This window comes from Pseudomonas sp. IPO3747 (assembly GCF_013385245.1).
GTDB lineage: Bacteria > Pseudomonadota > Gammaproteobacteria > Pseudomonadales > Pseudomonadaceae > Aquipseudomonas > Aquipseudomonas edaphica.
This window is the reverse complement of record NZ_JACAQL010000010.1, coordinates 45576-62353: the sequence shown is the minus strand read 5'-3', so window position 1 is coordinate 62353 and position 16778 is coordinate 45576. Positions and strand designations below refer to the sequence as shown.

Genomic DNA, 16778 nt, shown 5'->3' with positions numbered 1-16778 from the left:
ATGCTCCTGCTTTCCGAGCAGTAAATACCGCATTTTTGGCCGGGTCCCTGGCTAAAAAGTAGTTATGACCAGGATCGTTGAATTGACGTGAGTTGGGTCCGGGCCTGTATTGGGGCTCAACGAGTTCGGCAAGGCTCAGGAGGGCCGGGCTGAACGTCCTTAAGAGTGCAAAGACTTATGGCAAAGCGTGACTATTACGAAGTGTTGGGTGTGGAGCGCGGCTCCAGCGAGGCGGACCTGAAAAAGGCTTACCGTCGCCTGGCGATGAAGCACCACCCGGACCGTAATCCGGATAGCAAAGAATCCGAAGAGATGTTCAAAGAGGCCAATGAGGCCTACGAATGCTTGTCTGATTCCAGTAAACGCGCGGCCTACGACCAGTATGGCCATGCCGGTGTCGACCCGAGTATGGGTGGCGGCGGTGCCGGTTTTGGTGGTCAGAACTTCTCCGATATTTTCGGCGACGTGTTCAGCGACTTCTTTGGTGGCGGCCGTGGCGGTCAGCGCGGCGGTGCCCAGCGTGGCAGTGACTTGCGTTACACGCTGGAGCTGAACCTGGAAGAGGCTGTGCGCGGTACCACGGTCAATATCCGTGTGCCGACACTGGTCAATTGCAAGCCGTGCGACGGTTCGGGGGCCAAGAAGGGGTCCTCGCCGATTACCTGTCCGACCTGTGGCGGTATTGGCCAGGTGCGCATGCAGCAGGGCTTCTTCTCGGTGCAGCAGACCTGCCCGCGCTGCCATGGCCAGGGCAAGATCATTTCCGATCCGTGCGACTCCTGCCACGGCGAAGGTCGTGTCGAAGAGTACAAGACCCTTTCGGTGAAAGTGCCGGCGGGTGTTGATACCGGTGACCGTATTCGCCTGTCTGGCGAAGGCGAGGCGGGCACTCAAGGTGGCCCGACGGGCGACCTGTACGTGGTGATCAATGTGCGTGAGCACTCGATCTTCCAGCGTGATGGCAAACACCTGTTCTGCGAGGTGCCGATCAGCTTTGTCGACGCGGCATTGGGCGGCGAGCTGGAAATTCCAACCCTTGATGGTCGGGTCAAGCTCAAGATCCCGGAAGGCACCCAGACCGGCAAGCAGTTCCGTATCCGTGGCAAAGGCGTTGCGCCGGTGCGCGGTGGCGGTGCTGGCGACTTGATGTGCCGTGTGGCGGTGGAAACGCCGGTCAATCTGGGTCGCCGTCAACGCGAACTGCTTGAAGAGTTCCGCAGCTCGTTGGAAGGCGATGACTCCCATTCGCCGAAAACCACCGGCTTCTTCGATGGCGTTAAGCGCTTCTTCGGCGACTTGTAAGGACGTGAATATGCGACGTATAGCCGTAATGGGCGCTGCTGGGCGCATGGGCAAGACCTTGGTCGAGGCGGTGCAGCAGCGCTCGCCGGCCTCCGGGCTGACGGCGGCGATTGTTCGCCCTGGCAGCACGCTGATCGGTGCGGACGCCGGTGAGCTGGCCTCGCTGGGTCGCATCGGCGTTTCGTTGTCGGGCAACCTGGAGCAGGTGGCTGACGAGTTTGATGTGCTGATCGACTTCACCTTGCCGGAAGTGATGCTGAAAAACCTGGCGTTCTGCCGCAAGACGGGCAAGGCCATGGTCATCGGCACCACAGGCTTGAATGCCGAGCAGAAGCAGTTGCTGGTGGAGGCGGGCAAGGATATTCCGATCGTCTTCGCCGCCAATTTCAGCGTCGGCGTGAACTTGTCGCTCAAGTTGCTGGACCTGGCCGCGCGCGTGTTGGGTGATGAGGCGGATATCGAGATCATCGAGACCCACCATCGCCACAAGATCGATGCGCCGTCGGGTACTGCACTGCGCATGGGTGAGGCGATTGCCGATGCCCTGGGGCGCGACCTGTCTAAAGTCGCTGTTTACGGGCGTGAAGGCCATACCGGTGCGCGTGCCCATGACACCATCGGCTTTGCCACTGTGCGCGGTGGTGATGTGGTGGGTGATCACACCGTGCTGTTTGCCAGTGAAGGCGAGCGCCTGGAGATCACGCACAAAGCCTCCAGCCGCATGACATTTGCCAAGGGTGCGGTGCGTGCGGCGCTCTGGCTGGAAAGTCGTGAGCCTGGTCTGTATGACATGCGCGACGTGCTGGATCTGCACTAAGAGTAGCCAAAACCGGGCCTCAAGCTTATGCTTAGGCCCCGTTTTTACCCGCTAGGCGACGTCCTGTCGCATTCCCCTGCCTTTAAGGCTCATTAGCGGTGGACCAAAAAAGCCTTTTTCTGTAAGCTACAGCTTTAGTGTGTCCACTAAAAGCGCGCAGAATAATTCAGTGAAGAAGCGGGGTGACGTGTCCATACGTCACTCCGCTTTTTTACAACCTGCGATCGCCCTTTCAGGCTTTATTTACGGGAGGTCTTCTTGACTAAGCCAGCCATACTCGCCCTTGCTGATGGCAGCATTTTTCGCGGCGAAGCCATTGGAGCCGACGGTCAAACCGTTGGAGAGGTAGTGTTTAACACTGCCATGACCGGCTATCAGGAAATCCTTACCGATCCTTCCTACGCCCAGCAAATCGTTACCCTGACCTATCCGCACATCGGCAACACCGGTACTACACCGGAAGACGTCGAGTCTGATCGTGTCTGGTCGGCCGGTCTGGTCATTCGTGATCTGCCACTGGTTGCGAGCAACTGGCGTAACACGATGTCGCTGTCCGATTACTTGAAAGCCAACAATGTTGTGGCGATCGCCGGTATCGATACGCGTCGCCTTACACGCATCCTGCGTGAAAAAGGCTCGCAGAACGGCTGCATCATGGTCGGTGACAATATCTCCGAAGAGGCGGCGATTGCCGCTGCCCAAGGCTTCCCTGGCCTGAAGGGCATGGACCTGGCGAAAGTTGTCAGCGTCAAAGAGAAGTACGAGTGGCGCTCCACTGTCTGGGACTTGAAGACCGACAGTCACGCGACCATCGACGCCAGCGAGCTGCCATACCACGTTGTGGCCTACGACTACGGCGTGAAGTACAACATCCTGCGCATGCTGGTTGAGCGCGGCTGCCGCGTGACCGTGGTGCCGGCGCAAACCCCTGCGAGCGACGTGCTGGCCCTGCAACCGGACGGCGTGTTCCTGTCCAACGGCCCGGGTGACCCTGAGCCGTGCGACTACGCCATCCAGGCAATCAAGGACGTGCTGGAAACCGAGATTCCGGTATTCGGCATCTGCCTCGGTCACCAACTGCTGGCCCTGGCGTCCGGCGCCAAGACCCTGAAAATGGGCCACGGCCACCACGGTGCCAACCACCCGGTACAAGACCTGGACACCGGCGTTGTGATGATCACCAGCCAGAACCACGGTTTTGCGGTGGATGAAGCAACCTTGCCGAGCAACGTTCGCGCCATTCACAAGTCGCTGTTCGACGGCTCCTTGCAAGGCATCGAGCGCACCGACAAGAGCGCGTTCAGCTTCCAGGGCCACCCTGAAGCCAGCCCTGGCCCGAACGACGTAGCGCCGCTGTTCGACCGTTTCATCAATGAGATGGCCAAGCGACGCTGACTGAGAGGCCTGCGGGCGGCCCCGAACCTCGGTGGCCCCCGCAGGCTCTTCAACGATTGTTCAAGACGGCTTGCCGACTGACCTGCGGATTTGAGTGACAAACCCATGCCAAAACGTACAGACATAAAAAGCATCCTGATTCTCGGCGCTGGCCCGATCGTGATCGGCCAGGCTTGCGAATTCGACTACTCCGGCGCTCAGGCCTGTAAAGCCCTGCGCGAAGAGGGTTACCGCGTCATCCTGGTGAACTCCAACCCGGCCACCATCATGACCGACCCGGACATGGCCGACGCCACTTACATCGAACCGATCAAGTGGCAGACCGTTGCCAAGATCATCGAGAAAGAGCGTCCCGACGCGCTGCTGCCGACCATGGGTGGCCAGACCGCACTCAACTGCGCCCTGGACCTGGAGCGCGAAGGCGTTCTGGAGAAGTTCGGCGTAGAGATGATTGGCGCCAACGCCGACACCATCGACAAGGCTGAAGACCGTTCGCGTTTCGACAAGGCCATGAAGTCCATCGGCCTTGACTGCCCGCGCTCCGGTATTGCCCACAGCATGGAAGAGGCCAACGCGGTTCTCGAAAAGCTGGGCTTCCCATGCATCATTCGTCCGTCCTTCACCATGGGCGGCACCGGTGGCGGTATTGCTTACAACCGTGAAGAGTTCGAAGAAATCTGCGCCCGTGGCCTGGACCTGTCGCCGACCAAAGAGCTGCTGATCGACGAATCCCTGATCGGCTGGAAAGAGTACGAGATGGAGGTTGTCCGCGACAAAAAGGACAACTGCATCATCGTCTGCTCCATCGAAAACTTCGACCCGATGGGCGTGCACACCGGCGACTCGATCACCGTTGCTCCGGCGCAGACCCTGACGGACAAGGAATACCAGATCATGCGTAACGCCTCGTTGGCGGTACTGCGTGAGATCGGCGTTGAAACCGGCGGTTCCAACGTTCAGTTCGGCATCTGCCCGGACACCGGTCGTATGGTCGTGATCGAGATGAACCCGCGTGTGTCGCGTTCTTCGGCACTGGCATCGAAAGCGACCGGCTTCCCGATTGCGCGCATCGCCGCCAAGTTGGCGATCGGTTACACCTTGGACGAGCTGCAAAACGAAATCACGGGCGGCGCTACGCCGGCGTCTTTCGAGCCGTCCATCGACTACGTCGTGACCAAGCTGCCGCGCTTTGCCTTCGAGAAGTTCGCCAAGGCCGACGCACGCCTGACCACTCAGATGAAGTCGGTTGGCGAAGTAATGGCCATCGGCCGGACCTTCCAGGAATCCCTGCAGAAAGCCCTGCGCGGCCTGGAAGTGGGTGTTTGCGGCCTGGATGAAAAGCTCGACCTGAGCAACCCGGAAAGCATGAGCGTGCTCAAGCGCGAGCTGACCGTGCCGGGCGCCGAGCGTATCTGGTACGTGGCCGATGCTTTCCGCGCGGGTATGACCGTCGAACAGATCTTCGGCATGAACATGATCGATCCGTGGTTCCTGGTGCAGATCGAAGATCTGATCAAGGAAGAAGAGAAGGTCAAGACCCTCGGTCTGTCCTCTATCGACCGCGACCTGATGTTCCGCCTCAAGCGCAAAGGTTTCTCCGATCAGCGTCTGGCCAAGCTGCTGGGTGTGACCGAGAAGAACCTGCGCACCCACCGCCACAAGCTGGAAATCTTCCCGGTCTACAAGCGCGTTGATACCTGCGCGGCCGAGTTCGCCACCGACACCGCGTATCTGTACTCCACTTACGAGGAAGAGTGCGAGGCCGCGCCGTCGGGCCGCGACAAGATCATTATCCTGGGCGGCGGTCCGAACCGTATTGGCCAGGGTATCGAGTTCGACTACTGCTGCGTACACGCCGCCCTCGCGCTGCGCGAAGACGGGTACGAGACCATCATGGTCAACTGCAACCCGGAAACTGTTTCGACTGACTACGACACTTCCGACCGTCTGTACTTTGAGCCGGTAACCCTGGAAGACGTGCTGGAAATCTGCCGCGTCGAGAAGCCGAAAGGCGTGATCGTGCAGTACGGCGGCCAAACCCCGCTGAAGCTGGCGCGTGCCCTGGAAGCGGCCGGCGTGCCGATCATCGGCACCAGCCCTGACGCCATCGACCGTGCCGAAGACCGTGAGCGCTTCCAGCAAATGGTCGAGCGCCTGAACCTGCGTCAGCCGCCAAACGCCACCGTGCGCAGCGAAGACGAAGCCATCCGCGCCGCCAGCAAGATTGGCTACCCGCTGGTGGTGCGTCCGTCCTACGTATTGGGCGGCCGGGCGATGGAAATCGTCTACGAAGAAGAAGAACTCAAGCGCTACCTGCGTGATGCGGTGAAAGTGTCGAACGACAGCCCGGTGCTGCTGGACCACTTCCTCAACTGCGCCATCGAAATGGACGTGGATGCGGTGTGCGACGGTACCGACGTAGTCATCGGCGCGATCATGCAGCACATCGAACAGGCTGGCGTTCACTCCGGTGACTCCGCTTGCTCGCTGCCGCCGTACTCGCTGCCAGCGCACATCCAGGACGAGATGCGCGAACAGGTCAAGAAAATGGCCCTGGAACTGGGCGTGGTCGGCCTGATGAACGTTCAGTTGGCGCTGCAAGGCGAAGACATCTACGTCATCGAAGTGAACCCGCGTGCTTCGCGTACTGTGCCATTTGTTTCCAAGTGCATCGGTGTGTCCCTGGCCATGATCGCTGCCCGCGTGATGGCGGGTAAGACCCTGAAGGAAATCGGCTTCACCAAGGAAATCATTCCTAACTTCTACAGCGTGAAAGAGGCGGTGTTCCCATTCGCCAAATTCCCTGGTGTGGACCCGATCCTGGGCCCAGAGATGAAGTCCACCGGTGAAGTGATGGGTGTGGGTGACACTTTCGGTGAAGCATTCGCCAAGGCCCAGATGGGCGCCAGCGAAGTGCTGCCGACCGGCGGTACTGCGTTTATCAGCGTGCGTGATGATGACAAACCACTGGTTGCAGGCGTGGCCCGTGATCTGATCAACTTGGGCTTTGAAGTCGTGGCAACTGCCGGGACCGCCAAGCTGATCGAAGCTGCCGGCCTGAAAGTACGTCGCGTGAACAAGGTGACGGAAGGCCGTCCGCACGTGGTCGACATGATCAAGAATGACGAAGTCACGCTGATCATCAACACCACCGAAGGTCGCCAGTCGATCGCGGACTCCTACTCCATTCGTCGTAATGCCTTGCAGCACAAGATCTACTGCACCACCACCATTGCTGCTGGCGAAGCCATCTGCGAAGCGCTCAAGTTCGGTCCGGAAAAGACCGTGCGTCGCTTGCAGGATCTACACGCAGGATTGAAGGCATGACCAAATACCCAATGACCGTCCAGGGCTTCAAGGCCCTGGAAGAGGAGCACGCCCATCTGACCAAGGTCGTCCGCCCGAAGCTGAGCCAGGACATCGGTACGGCCCGCGAGCTGGGTGACTTGAAGGAAAACGCCGAATACCACGCTGCTCGAGAGCAGCAGGGTATGGTTGAGGCGCGGATCCGTGATATCGAAGGCCGCCTGCAGAACTCGGTGGTGATCGACGTAACGACCATTCCTAAAACCGGCAAGGTGATTTTCGGCACCACCGTGGAAATCGCCAACGTCGAAACGGATGAAAGCGTGGTTTACCACATCGTCGGTGAGGACGAGGCTGACTTCAAGCTCGGCAAGATCTCCGTCGGTTCGCCACTGGCCCGCGCCTTGATTGCCAAGGAAGAGGGTGATGTGGTGACCGTTAAGACGCCAGGTGGCGTTACCGAGTACGAGATTGTTGAAGTTCGTCACGTCTGAAAGGCGGCGCCCGCTTCGTGCGGGCGCCATGCTTTGGCAGCTCGCCCAGATGCTTTGGGTGGGTGGCCTATGGTTGTTGCACATCGGTGTGCTGCCGGTGTTGGGCCTGATTGGCCTGGCACCGCTGCTGATCGATGAGCTCAACGGAATGCTGAGTGCGCTGCTGGTGGGTTTTTCAGCGGCGTGCGTGACGCTCCAGGCATTGGTGCTGGTCAAGACCGAGGGTTTGAGGAGCTTGTGGCGGGATATTCGCGGCCAACTGCTGTTGATGGCGCTGTATGCGTGCGCAATGTTTTGCGTGGTGCATGTGTGGCTGCCGCAAGCGTTGCGCTGGCAGCTATTCAGCTATCTTGTGCTAGGGTTCTCCGGCCTGGTGCTGGTTATACAGCCGGCACCGGGATGGAGCGGCGGGGCGCGCGAAGCACGCCCGTGACCCTTGTATTACTTGAAGCGGTGTACGTTCGACAGCTGCTTGTTGACGCTGAAGTTCTTGCGATACAGCAGTGCCATCTTGCCGATGACCTGTACCAGGTCCGCTTTGCCGACCTTGCACAGTTCTGCAATGGCGGCCAAACGCGCTTCGCGGTCAAGGATGTTGACCTTGATCTTGATCAGTTCATGATCGCCCAATGCGCGTTCCAGTTCGGCTAACACACCTTCAGTCAAACCGTTGTCTGCCACAATCAGAACTGGTTTCAGATGGTGGCCAATGGATTTGTACTGTTTCTTCTGCTCTTGAGTGAGCGGCATAATCTGACCCCTGCGTCTGATCTTGTAAAAAGCGGCGGCCAGTTTACCCGAGCGAGTCCGGGACCGCCCAGTTAATCACGACCCGTTTTATTTTCGAGGTGGCCCGTGGCCCGTTCCAAAACCAGCCTTAAGTGGCTACAAGAACATTTCAACGATCCTTACGTCAAAAAGGCGCAAAAGGACGGCTACCGTTCCCGGGCCAGCTACAAACTGCTGGAGATCCAGGACAAGGATAAATTGATTCGTCCAGGCATGAGCGTTATCGACCTTGGCGCAGCCCCTGGTGGCTGGTCCCAAGTGACCAGTCGTCTGATTGGTGGGCAAGGACGATTGATCGCTTCAGACATCCTTGAGATGGACAGCATCCCGGATGTGACCTTTGTACACGGCGACTTCACCCAGGACACGGTGTTGGCCGAGATCCTTGAGGCTGTGGGAAATTCGCAGGTAGACCTTGTGATTTCCGACATGGCCCCCAATATGAGTGGATTACCGGCCGTTGATATGCCGCGAGCCATGTTCCTGTGCGAGTTGGCACTGGATCTGGCGGGTCGGGTTTTGCGTCCCGGTGGTGATTTCCTGGTGAAAGTCTTCCAGGGCGAAGGTTTTGACGAGTACCACAAGAACATTCGCAAATTGTTCGACAAGGTACAGACGCGCAAACCAGACTCTTCGCGAGACCGGTCACGCGAGCAATACCTGCTGTGCCGCGGCTTCCGTGGTGTCGAAGGTGCGGAGAGCGAAGAGCGTTTTTGAGGAATTCGAGGAGGGCGATAGGTTTTTTTATATCGCTTTCGTCACGAAGCTTTACGAATATTGTGTAGTCAAAGTTTCACAAAGGGTTACAGACGGCGCCTGCCAGAGTTGTAGGTAATGTAGTAAGTTAGGCCGGTGAATATCATGCGAAGCGCGCGCCAGTAGCGGAGCTTGCTTCAGAGGGTAGTTAATTGAACGATATGGCAAAGAATCTGATCCTGTGGTTGATCATCGCGGCTGTCCTGGTGACGGTGATGAACAACTTCTCCAGCCCTAACGAGCCGCAGACCCTCAACTATTCCGACTTCATCCAGCAAGTTAAGGATGGCAAGGTCGAGCGCGTAGCGGTTGATGGCTACGTGATCACCGGCAAGCGCAACGATGGCGACAGCTTCAAGACCATTCGTCCGGCAATCCAGGACAACGGTCTGATCGGCGACTTGGTGGATAACCACGTAGTGGTTGAAGGCAAGCAGCCTGAACAGCAGAGCATCTGGACTCAGCTATTGGTCGCGAGCTTCCCGATCCTGGTGATTATCGCCGTGTTCATGTTCTTCATGCGCCAGATGCAAGGTGGTGCGGGAGGCAAGGGCGGGCCGATGAGCTTCGGCAAGAGCAAGGCGCGCCTGCTCTCTGAAGATCAGGTGAAAACCACCCTGGCTGACGTCGCAGGTTGTGATGAAGCCAAGGAAGAAGTCGGTGAGCTGGTTGAGTTCCTGCGTGATCCGGGCAAGTTCCAGCGCCTGGGCGGCCGTATTCCTCGCGGCGTGCTGATGGTCGGTCCTCCGGGTACCGGTAAAACCTTGCTGGCCAAGGCGATTGCCGGTGAAGCCAAGGTGCCGTTCTTCACCATTTCCGGTTCTGACTTCGTCGAGATGTTCGTCGGTGTTGGTGCCAGCCGTGTTCGCGATATGTTCGAACAGGCCAAAAAGCACGCACCGTGCATCATCTTCATCGACGAAATCGACGCCGTGGGTCGCCATCGTGGCGCCGGCATGGGTGGCGGTCACGATGAGCGTGAGCAGACCCTCAACCAATTGCTGGTTGAGATGGACGGCTTTGAAATGAATGACGGCATCATCGTCATCGCCGCGACTAACCGTCCGGATGTGCTCGACCCAGCGTTGCTGCGTCCAGGCCGTTTCGACCGTCAGGTTGTGGTGGGGCTGCCGGATATTCGCGGTCGCGAACAGATCCTGAAAGTACACATGCGCAAAGTGCCAATGGGTGACGACGTGGCTCCGGCCGTGATTGCCCGTGGTACGCCAGGCTTCTCCGGTGCCGACCTGGCCAACCTGGTCAACGAGGCTTCGTTGTTCGCTGCCCGTACCGGCAAGCGCATTGTGGAAATGAAAGAGTTCGAACTGGCCAAAGACAAGATCATGATGGGTGCCGAGCGCAAATCCATGGTCATGTCCGAGAAAGAGAAGCAGAACACCGCTTATCACGAAGCCGGTCACGCCATTGTTGGTCGCGTTGTGCCTGAGCATGACCCGGTCTACAAAGTGTCGATCATTCCTCGTGGCCGTGCGCTGGGTGTGACCATGTTCCTGCCGGAAGAGGATCGTTACAGCCTCTCCAAGCGTGCGCTGATCAGCCAGATCTGTTCTCTGTATGGCGGCCGGATTGCTGAAGAGATGACGCTTGGCTTCGACGGTGTGACCACCGGTGCTTCCAACGACATCATGCGTGCCAGCCAGATTGCGCGGAACATGGTGACCAAGTGGGGGTTGTCGGAAAAACTCGGTCCTTTGATGTATGCCGAGGAAGAAGGCGAAGTATTCCTGGGTCGTGGTGGCGGCGGTCAAGCTGCCAGCTTCTCGGGTGAGACAGCCAAGCTGATTGACTCCGAAGTGCGCAGCATCATTGACCAGTGCTACGGCACGGCCAAGCAGATCCTGACGGATAACCGCGACAAGCTCGATGCAATGGCTGATGCGCTGATGAAGTACGAAACCATTGATGCCGATCAGATTGACGACATCATGGCGGGTCGCGCACCGCGTGAGCCTCGTGATTGGGAAGGTGGTTCGGGTACCTCGGGCACCCCGCCTGTGGTACAGAACGAACGTCCTGAAGCCCCAATCGGCGGCCCCGCAGCTGATCACTAAGGTTTGAAATGACTTCTGCGCTATCCTCCACCCGGTTGCCTTGCGGCAACCGGGTTCTTGATTTGGCCCATACGCATGTCATGGGCATTCTTAATGTAACCCCCGATTCTTTTTCTGACGGCGGCCGCTTCAATCAGCAGGATGCCGCGTTGCGTCATGCCGAGGCGATGGTGGCGGCTGGCGCGACCTTGATTGATGTCGGTGGTGAGTCAACTCGACCGGGCGCTCGCGTGGTTTCTCCCTTGGAGGAGCTGGAGCGGGTCGCGCCAATCGTCGAGCGGATTGCCCGTGAGCTGGATGTGATCATCTCGGTGGACACCTCGACTCCCGCAGTAATGCGCGAGACAGCGCGCCTCGGTGCGGGGCTGATCAACGATGTGCGCTCCCTTCAGCGTGATGGCGCGCTGGATGCGGCGGCGGCAACCGGACTGCCGGTGTGCCTTATGCATATGTTGGGAGAGCCCGGCAATATGCAGGACAGCCCGCATTACGATGATCTGGTTGGTGAGGTGAGTGGGTTTCTTGCGCAAAGAATGACTCAATGCGCCAAGGTGGGCATCGCAGCCGAAAAGATTATCCTGGATCCCGGGTTTGGCTTCGCCAAGACCCTGCAACACAACTTGAGCCTGTTCAAGCATATGGAAGCTTTGCACGCCCTTGGTCGACCCTTGTTGGTCGGCGTGTCGCGCAAGAGCATGATAGGGCTGGCCCTGAATCGCCCTGTGGGTGAGCGGTTGTACGGTGGCCTGGCGTTGGCGGCACTTGCCGTGACCAAGGGCGCGCGTATTTTGCGGGTGCATGATGTCGCCGAGACGGTTGATGTGGTGCGCATGCTGGCCGCGGTAGAATCAGCCGAATAGAACGATGGAGCACTTATGACTAAAAAATATTTTGGCACCGACGGTATTCGTGGTCGGGTCGGCGAATTCCCGATTACTCCTGACTTTATGCTTAAGCTGGGCTGGGCCGCAGGTATGGCGTTCCGCAGCATGGGCGCTTGCCGCATCCTGGTGGGCAAAGACACTCGCATCTCGGGTTACATGTTCGAATCTGCGCTGGAGGCGGGGCTGTCTGCCGCAGGCGCCGATGTCATGCTGCTGGGGCCCATGCCGACGCCGGCAATCGCTTACCTGACGCGTACCTTCCACGCTGAAGCCGGTATCGTGATCAGTGCCTCGCACAATCCCCATGATGACAACGGCATCAAGTTCTTCTCGGGCCAGGGCACCAAGCTGCCGGACGAGATCGAGCTGATGATCGAAGAGTTGCTGGACGCGCCGATGACCGTGGTTGAGTCCAGCAAGCTGGGCAAGGTCTCGCGTATCAATGACGCCTCAGGCCGTTACATCGAGTTCTGCAAGAGCAGTGTGCCGACCAGCACCAACTTTGCCGGCCTCAAAATTGTTGTCGACTGTGCTCACGGTGCAACCTACAAAGTGGCGCCCAGCGTATTCAAGGAGCTGGGTGCCGATGTGACGGTGCTGTCGGCCCAGCCAAATGGTTTGAATATCAACGATAACTGCGGCTCGACGCATATGGAGCAGCTGCAGGCTGCTGTCCTGGCCGAGCACGCTGACCTCGGTATTGCCTTCGATGGCGACGGTGACCGCGTATTGATGGTGGATCACACCGGTGCGGTGGTTGATGGCGATGAGCTGTTGTTCATCATTGCCCGCGACCTGCATGAGCGTGACAAGCTGCAAGGCGGTGTGGTTGGCACGCTGATGAGCAATCTCGGGCTTGAGTTGGCCTTGGCCGAGCTTGGGATTCCGTTTGTACGCGCCAATGTCGGTGACCGCTATGTCATCGCCGAGCTGCTGGAGCGTAACTGGCTGGTGGGCGGAGAGAACTCGGGGCATGTGGTTTGCTTCCAGCACACCACCACGGGCGATGCCATTATTGCTGCGCTGCAGGTATTGCTGTCCTTGCGTCGTCGCAAAGAGAGTCTGGCTCAAGCGCGCCAGGCGCTGCGCAAGTGCCCGCAGGTTCTACTGAATGTGCGCTTTGCCGGTGGCGAAAACCCTATCGAGCACCCTGCTGTCAAAGACGCCTGCGAGCGTGTGACCCTTGCAATGGCTGGGCGTGGCCGCGTGTTGTTGCGCAAGTCCGGCACAGAGCCGCTGGTGCGTGTCATGGTCGAAGGCGAGGACGAAACACAGGTTCGCGGCCACGCCGAAGACCTGGCAAAACTGGTAACTGAAATTTGCGCCTGAATTCGGCTTGCCAGTGATGGTGTGGTTGGGTAACATCTGCGCCCACTTTGACCGACGAGGTACAGCATGCGTCGCACTATGGTAGCTGGTAACTGGAAGATGCACGGTACCCGCGCCAGTGTCGCTGAGCTGATCAATGGCCTTCGTCACTTGGCCTTGCCTAGCGGTGTTGATGTTGCGGTTTTCCCGCCTTGCTTGCATATCAACCAGGTGGTTGATGGTTTGAAAGGCAAGTCGATTCAGGTCGGCGCGCAGAACTCTGCGGTGGAACCCATGCAAGGTGCGTTGACCGGTGAGATTTCACCGAGTCAGCTGGTTGATGCGGGTTGTTCCTATGTGCTTGTCGGGCACTCCGAGCGCCGTCAGATGATGGGCGAGCGTGATGGGACACTCAACCGCAAGTTCGCAGCGGCACAGGCTTGTGGCTTGATTCCAGTGTTGTGCATAGGGGAGACCCTGGAGCAGCGTGAATCGGGCAAGACTCTTGAGGTTGTCTCGCGTCAGCTGGGCAGCATCATCGAGGAGCTGGGTGTTGGTGCATTTGCAAAGGCAGTAATTGCTTACGAGCCGGTCTGGGCCATTGGCACCGGGCTGACTGCTACACCGCAACAAGCGCAGGATGTGCATGCAGCCATCCGCGCGCAGTTAGCGGCAGAGAATTCTGAAGTCGCGCAAGGTGTGCGGCTTCTATACGGCGGCAGCGTGAAGGCGGCCAATGCGGTCGAACTGTTCGGCATGCCGGATATCGATGGGGGGCTCATTGGTGGAGCTTCCCTGAATGCAGATGAGTTCGGTGCGATCTGTCGCGCCGCGGGAAACTGAAAAAATGCTGGAAACAGTCGTAGTCGTTTTTCATCTGTTGGCTGCCCTGGGCGTAGTTGCCCTGGTTTTGTTGCAACAGGGTAAAGGTGCGGATGCTGGTGCGTCTTTCGGTGCAGGTGCTTCAAATACTGTGTTCGGAAGCCAAGGTTCCTCTACCTTTCTTAGTAAGTTTACTGCTATACTTGCCGCCGGTTTCTTCATAACCAGCTTGGGGTTAGGTTACTTTGCTAAAGAGAAAGCTCATGTGCTGACTCAGGTAGGTCTCCCAAACCCAGCGGTGTTGGAAGTACCAAAAGCAAAACCGGCTTCTGATGATGTCCCGGTGCTTCAAGAGCAAAAGTCGGCTACTCCAGCGACTGACGTACCTCCAGCTCAAGAGCAGAAGTAAGAAGGGTTGTAAACGCTGTATTGCCGAGGTGGTGGAATTGGTAGACACGCAACCTTGAGGTGGTTGTGCCCATAGGGTGTAGGGGTTCGAGTCCCCTTCTCGGTACCAATTATCAGGAGAGCCCGCTGTTGCGGGCTTTCTTGTAGGTGGAAGGTTACATTGACCCTGTAAGGGATCGGTCGTATACTTCCGCCCCAGCTTTGTCGCGGGGTGGAGCAGTCTGGTAGCTCGTCGGGCTCATAACCCGAAGGTCGTCGGTTCAAATCCGGCCCCCGCAACCAGTTTTAGCGGAGCCCCTTTTAAGGGGCTTTTTGTTAGCTGGACACTTTCAACGCCGCTGTTCGACGGCGTTTCAAGGATGGGCGTTTCGCCCATTTTTTTATTTTGCACAGCATGCACATACATGCACGAGGGGGTTCAGGTGTCGAGCAAGCTAGAAGAGTTGCAGGCCTTGCTGGCCCCGGTGGTCGTGGCCCTAGGCTATGAATGCTGGGGTATTGAGTTTTCGGCTCAAGGTCGCCACTCAATGTTGCGCGTTTATATCGATAAAGAGGGCGGCGTGCTGGTGGACGATTGTGCCATTGTCAGCCGTCAGATCAGCGGTGTGCTGGATGTTGAAGATCCAATCGCCGTTGAATACACCCTCGAAGTTTCCTCGCCAGGCATGGAACGCCCACTGTTCACTATTGATCAGTTTGCAAAATTTGCCGGTGAACAAGTGAAGATCAAGCTGCGCTCACCCTTTGAAGGGCGACGCAACTTTCAGGGCCTTCTGCGCGGTGTAGAAGAACAGGATGTCGTGGTGCAGGTAGAAGACCATGAGTTCCTGTTGCCGATCGATATGATCGACAAGGCCAACATTATTCCCAGTTTTGACTGAGACGCGGATCCCGCGGATCCAATGGCTTGCGAAAGGCGAGGCGTACGATGAGCAAAGAAGTACTGCTGGTTGTTGAGTCGGTATCCAATGAAAAGGGCGTACCGGCAAACGTGATTTTTGAAGCGCTGGAGCTGGCCCTGGCCACTGCTACCAAAAAGCGTTTTGAAGACGAAGTTGATCTGCGTGTGGAAATCAACCGCCACACCGGTGCCTATGAGACTTTCCGTCGCTGGACGGTCGTCGAAGAAGCCGATCTTGATGATCCGGCCATCGAAACCTGGCCGAGCAAGGTTGCGCAAACGCATCCGGGCGCCCAGGTCGGTGATGTCGTCGAAGAAAAGATCGAGTCGATCGAATTCGGCCGTATTGCTGCACAGACTGCCAAGCAAGTCATCGTGCAGAAGGTTCGCGAAGCTGAGCGCGCTCAAGTCGTTGACGCTTATCGCGAGCGCCTGGGTGAAATCATCTCCGGCACCGTGAAAAAAGTTACTCGTGACAATGTGATCGTTGACCTGGGCAACAACGCTGAAGCGTTGCTGGCCCGCGAAGACATCATCTCTCGCGAAACCTTCCGTGTCGGCGTGCGTCTGCGTGCGCTGCTCAAGGAAATCCGCACCGAGAACCGCGGCCCTCAGTTGATCCTGTCGCGTACCGCGCCGGAAATGCTGATCGAACTGTTCCGCATCGAAGTGCCGGAAATCGCCGAAGGCCTGATCGAAGTCATGGCTGCGTCTCGCGACCCGGGTTCGCGCGCCAAGATCGCGGTCCGCTCCAAGGACAAACGCATCGACCCGCAGGGCGCTTGCATTGGTATGCGCGGTTCGCGCGTCCAGGCAGTGTCGGGCGAGTTGGGCGGTGAGCGTGTGGATATCGTGCTGTGGGACGATAACCCGGCGCAGTTCGTGATCAACGCCATGTCGCCAGCTGAAGTGGCGGCAATTATCGTTGACGAAGATGCCCATGCAATGGACATCGCCGTTGGCGCAGACAATCTGGCTCAGGCCATTGGTCGTGGTGGTCAGAACGTGCGTCTGGCCAGCCAACTGACCGGCTGGACCCTGAACGTGATGACCGAATCGGACATCCAGGCTAAGCAGCAAGCTGAAACCGGTGACATCCTGCGCAACTTCATCGACGAGCTGGAAGTCGACGAAGACCTGGCGCAGGTGCTGGTAGATGAAGGCTTCACCAGCCTGGAAGAGATTGCCTACGTACCGTTGGAAGAAATGCTCAACATCGACGGCTTTGACGAAGACACCGTCAACGAGCTTCGCGCTCGAGCCAAGGATCGCTTGTTGACTAAAGCCATCGCTACTGAGGAAAAGCTGGCAGACGCCCATCCGGCCGAAGACCTGCTCTCGCTTGAGGGTATGGACAAGGATTTGGCGATGGAACTGGCGGTGCGCGGCGTAATTACCCGCGAAGACCTGGCCGAGCAGTCTATTGACGATCTGCTCGACATCGACGGCATTGACGAAGATCGTGCCGGCAAGTTGATCATGGCCGCCCGAGCCCATTGGTTCGAGTAACTAGGCGCGGCCTGA

15 protein-coding genes and 2 tRNA genes are annotated in these 16778 nt (G+C 58.1%); 16 read left to right on the top strand and 1 reads right to left on the bottom strand.

Features of this window, described 5'->3' with window-relative positions:
* Positions 1-177: 177 nt before the first annotated feature.
* The 6 genes from dnaJ to HX790_RS16115 all read left to right on the top strand — a co-directional run bounded on the left by dnaJ (position 178) and on the right by HX790_RS16115 (position 7747).
* Complete coding sequence (gene dnaJ, locus HX790_RS16140; protein ID WP_017139262.1) at positions 178-1302, top strand: molecular chaperone DnaJ; 1125 nt, start codon at positions 178-180, stop codon at positions 1300-1302.
* A 10-nt stretch (positions 1303-1312) separates the two neighbouring features.
* Positions 1313-2119, top strand: a complete 807-nt coding sequence (dapB, locus tag HX790_RS16135) for a 4-hydroxy-tetrahydrodipicolinate reductase (RefSeq protein ID WP_176991787.1) — start codon at positions 1313-1315, stop codon at positions 2117-2119.
* A 258-nt stretch (positions 2120-2377) separates the two neighbouring features.
* Positions 2378-3514: a glutamine-hydrolyzing carbamoyl-phosphate synthase small subunit gene (carA, locus tag HX790_RS16130; protein WP_017139260.1), complete on the top strand. Its 1137-nt coding sequence runs from the start codon at positions 2378-2380 to the stop codon at positions 3512-3514.
* Between the two features lie 105 nt (positions 3515-3619).
* Entirely contained in the window at positions 3620-6841 is a 3222-nt protein-coding gene (gene carB / locus HX790_RS16125) for a carbamoyl-phosphate synthase large subunit (protein WP_017139259.1), read from the top strand.
* Entirely contained in the window at positions 6838-7314 is a 477-nt protein-coding gene (gene greA / locus HX790_RS16120) for a transcription elongation factor GreA (protein ID WP_017139258.1), read from the top strand. The genes carB and greA overlap by 4 nt, the downstream gene beginning before the upstream one ends.
* 28 nt (positions 7315-7342) lie before the next feature.
* Positions 7343-7747 carry a hypothetical protein gene (locus tag HX790_RS16115; protein ID WP_026013857.1) on the top strand — a complete coding sequence of 135 codons (405 nt, stop codon included), beginning with the start codon at positions 7343-7345 and terminating at the stop codon, positions 7745-7747.
* A gap of 8 nt (positions 7748-7755) precedes the next feature.
* Here the strand turns inward: HX790_RS16115 and HX790_RS16110 are convergent, their stop codons facing one another.
* On the bottom strand, positions 7756-8064 hold the full coding sequence (locus HX790_RS16110) for a YhbY family RNA-binding protein (RefSeq protein ID WP_017139256.1): 309 nt from the start codon (positions 8062-8064) through the stop codon (positions 7756-7758).
* Positions 8065-8169: 105 nt separating this feature from the next.
* Between HX790_RS16110 and rlmE the strand changes: the two genes are divergently transcribed.
* The 10 genes from rlmE (at position 8170) to nusA (ending at position 16763) form a co-directional block, all read left to right on the top strand.
* Complete coding sequence (gene rlmE / locus HX790_RS16105) at positions 8170-8820, top strand: 23S rRNA (uridine(2552)-2'-O)-methyltransferase RlmE (RefSeq protein ID WP_017139255.1); 651 nt, start codon at positions 8170-8172, stop codon at positions 8818-8820.
* A 200-nt stretch (positions 8821-9020) separates the two neighbouring features.
* Positions 9021-10931, top strand: coding sequence for an ATP-dependent zinc metalloprotease FtsH (ftsH, locus tag HX790_RS16100; protein WP_032865933.1), 1911 nt, complete (start codon positions 9021-9023; stop codon positions 10929-10931).
* 8 nt (positions 10932-10939) lie between these two features.
* Complete coding sequence (folP, locus tag HX790_RS16095) at positions 10940-11791, top strand: dihydropteroate synthase (protein ID WP_017139253.1); 852 nt, start codon at positions 10940-10942, stop codon at positions 11789-11791.
* A gap of 15 nt (positions 11792-11806) precedes the next feature.
* On the top strand, positions 11807-13144 hold the full coding sequence (gene glmM / locus HX790_RS16090; protein ID WP_017139252.1) for a phosphoglucosamine mutase: 1338 nt from the start codon (positions 11807-11809) through the stop codon (positions 13142-13144).
* Between the two features lie 66 nt (positions 13145-13210).
* Positions 13211-13966: a triose-phosphate isomerase gene (gene tpiA, locus HX790_RS16085; protein WP_003194193.1), complete on the top strand. Its 756-nt coding sequence runs from the start codon at positions 13211-13213 to the stop codon at positions 13964-13966.
* Between the two features lie 4 nt (positions 13967-13970).
* Positions 13971-14354, top strand: a complete 384-nt coding sequence (gene secG, locus HX790_RS16080) for a preprotein translocase subunit SecG (protein WP_010206600.1) — start codon at positions 13971-13973, stop codon at positions 14352-14354.
* A gap of 22 nt (positions 14355-14376) precedes the next feature.
* Positions 14377-14462 (top strand) — tRNA-Leu (locus HX790_RS16075).
* A gap of 96 nt (positions 14463-14558) precedes the next feature.
* Positions 14559-14635: transfer RNA gene (locus HX790_RS16070), tRNA-Met, on the top strand.
* 140 nt (positions 14636-14775) lie between these two features.
* Positions 14776-15234 carry a ribosome maturation factor RimP gene (gene rimP, locus HX790_RS16065; RefSeq protein ID WP_032865935.1) on the top strand — a complete coding sequence of 153 codons (459 nt, stop codon included), beginning with the start codon at positions 14776-14778 and terminating at the stop codon, positions 15232-15234.
* Between the two features lie 47 nt (positions 15235-15281).
* A complete protein-coding gene (nusA, locus tag HX790_RS16060; protein ID WP_017139250.1) occupies positions 15282-16763 on the top strand; it encodes a transcription termination factor NusA in 1482 nt (493 codons plus the stop codon).
* The last annotated feature ends 15 nt before the right edge of the window (positions 16764-16778 follow it).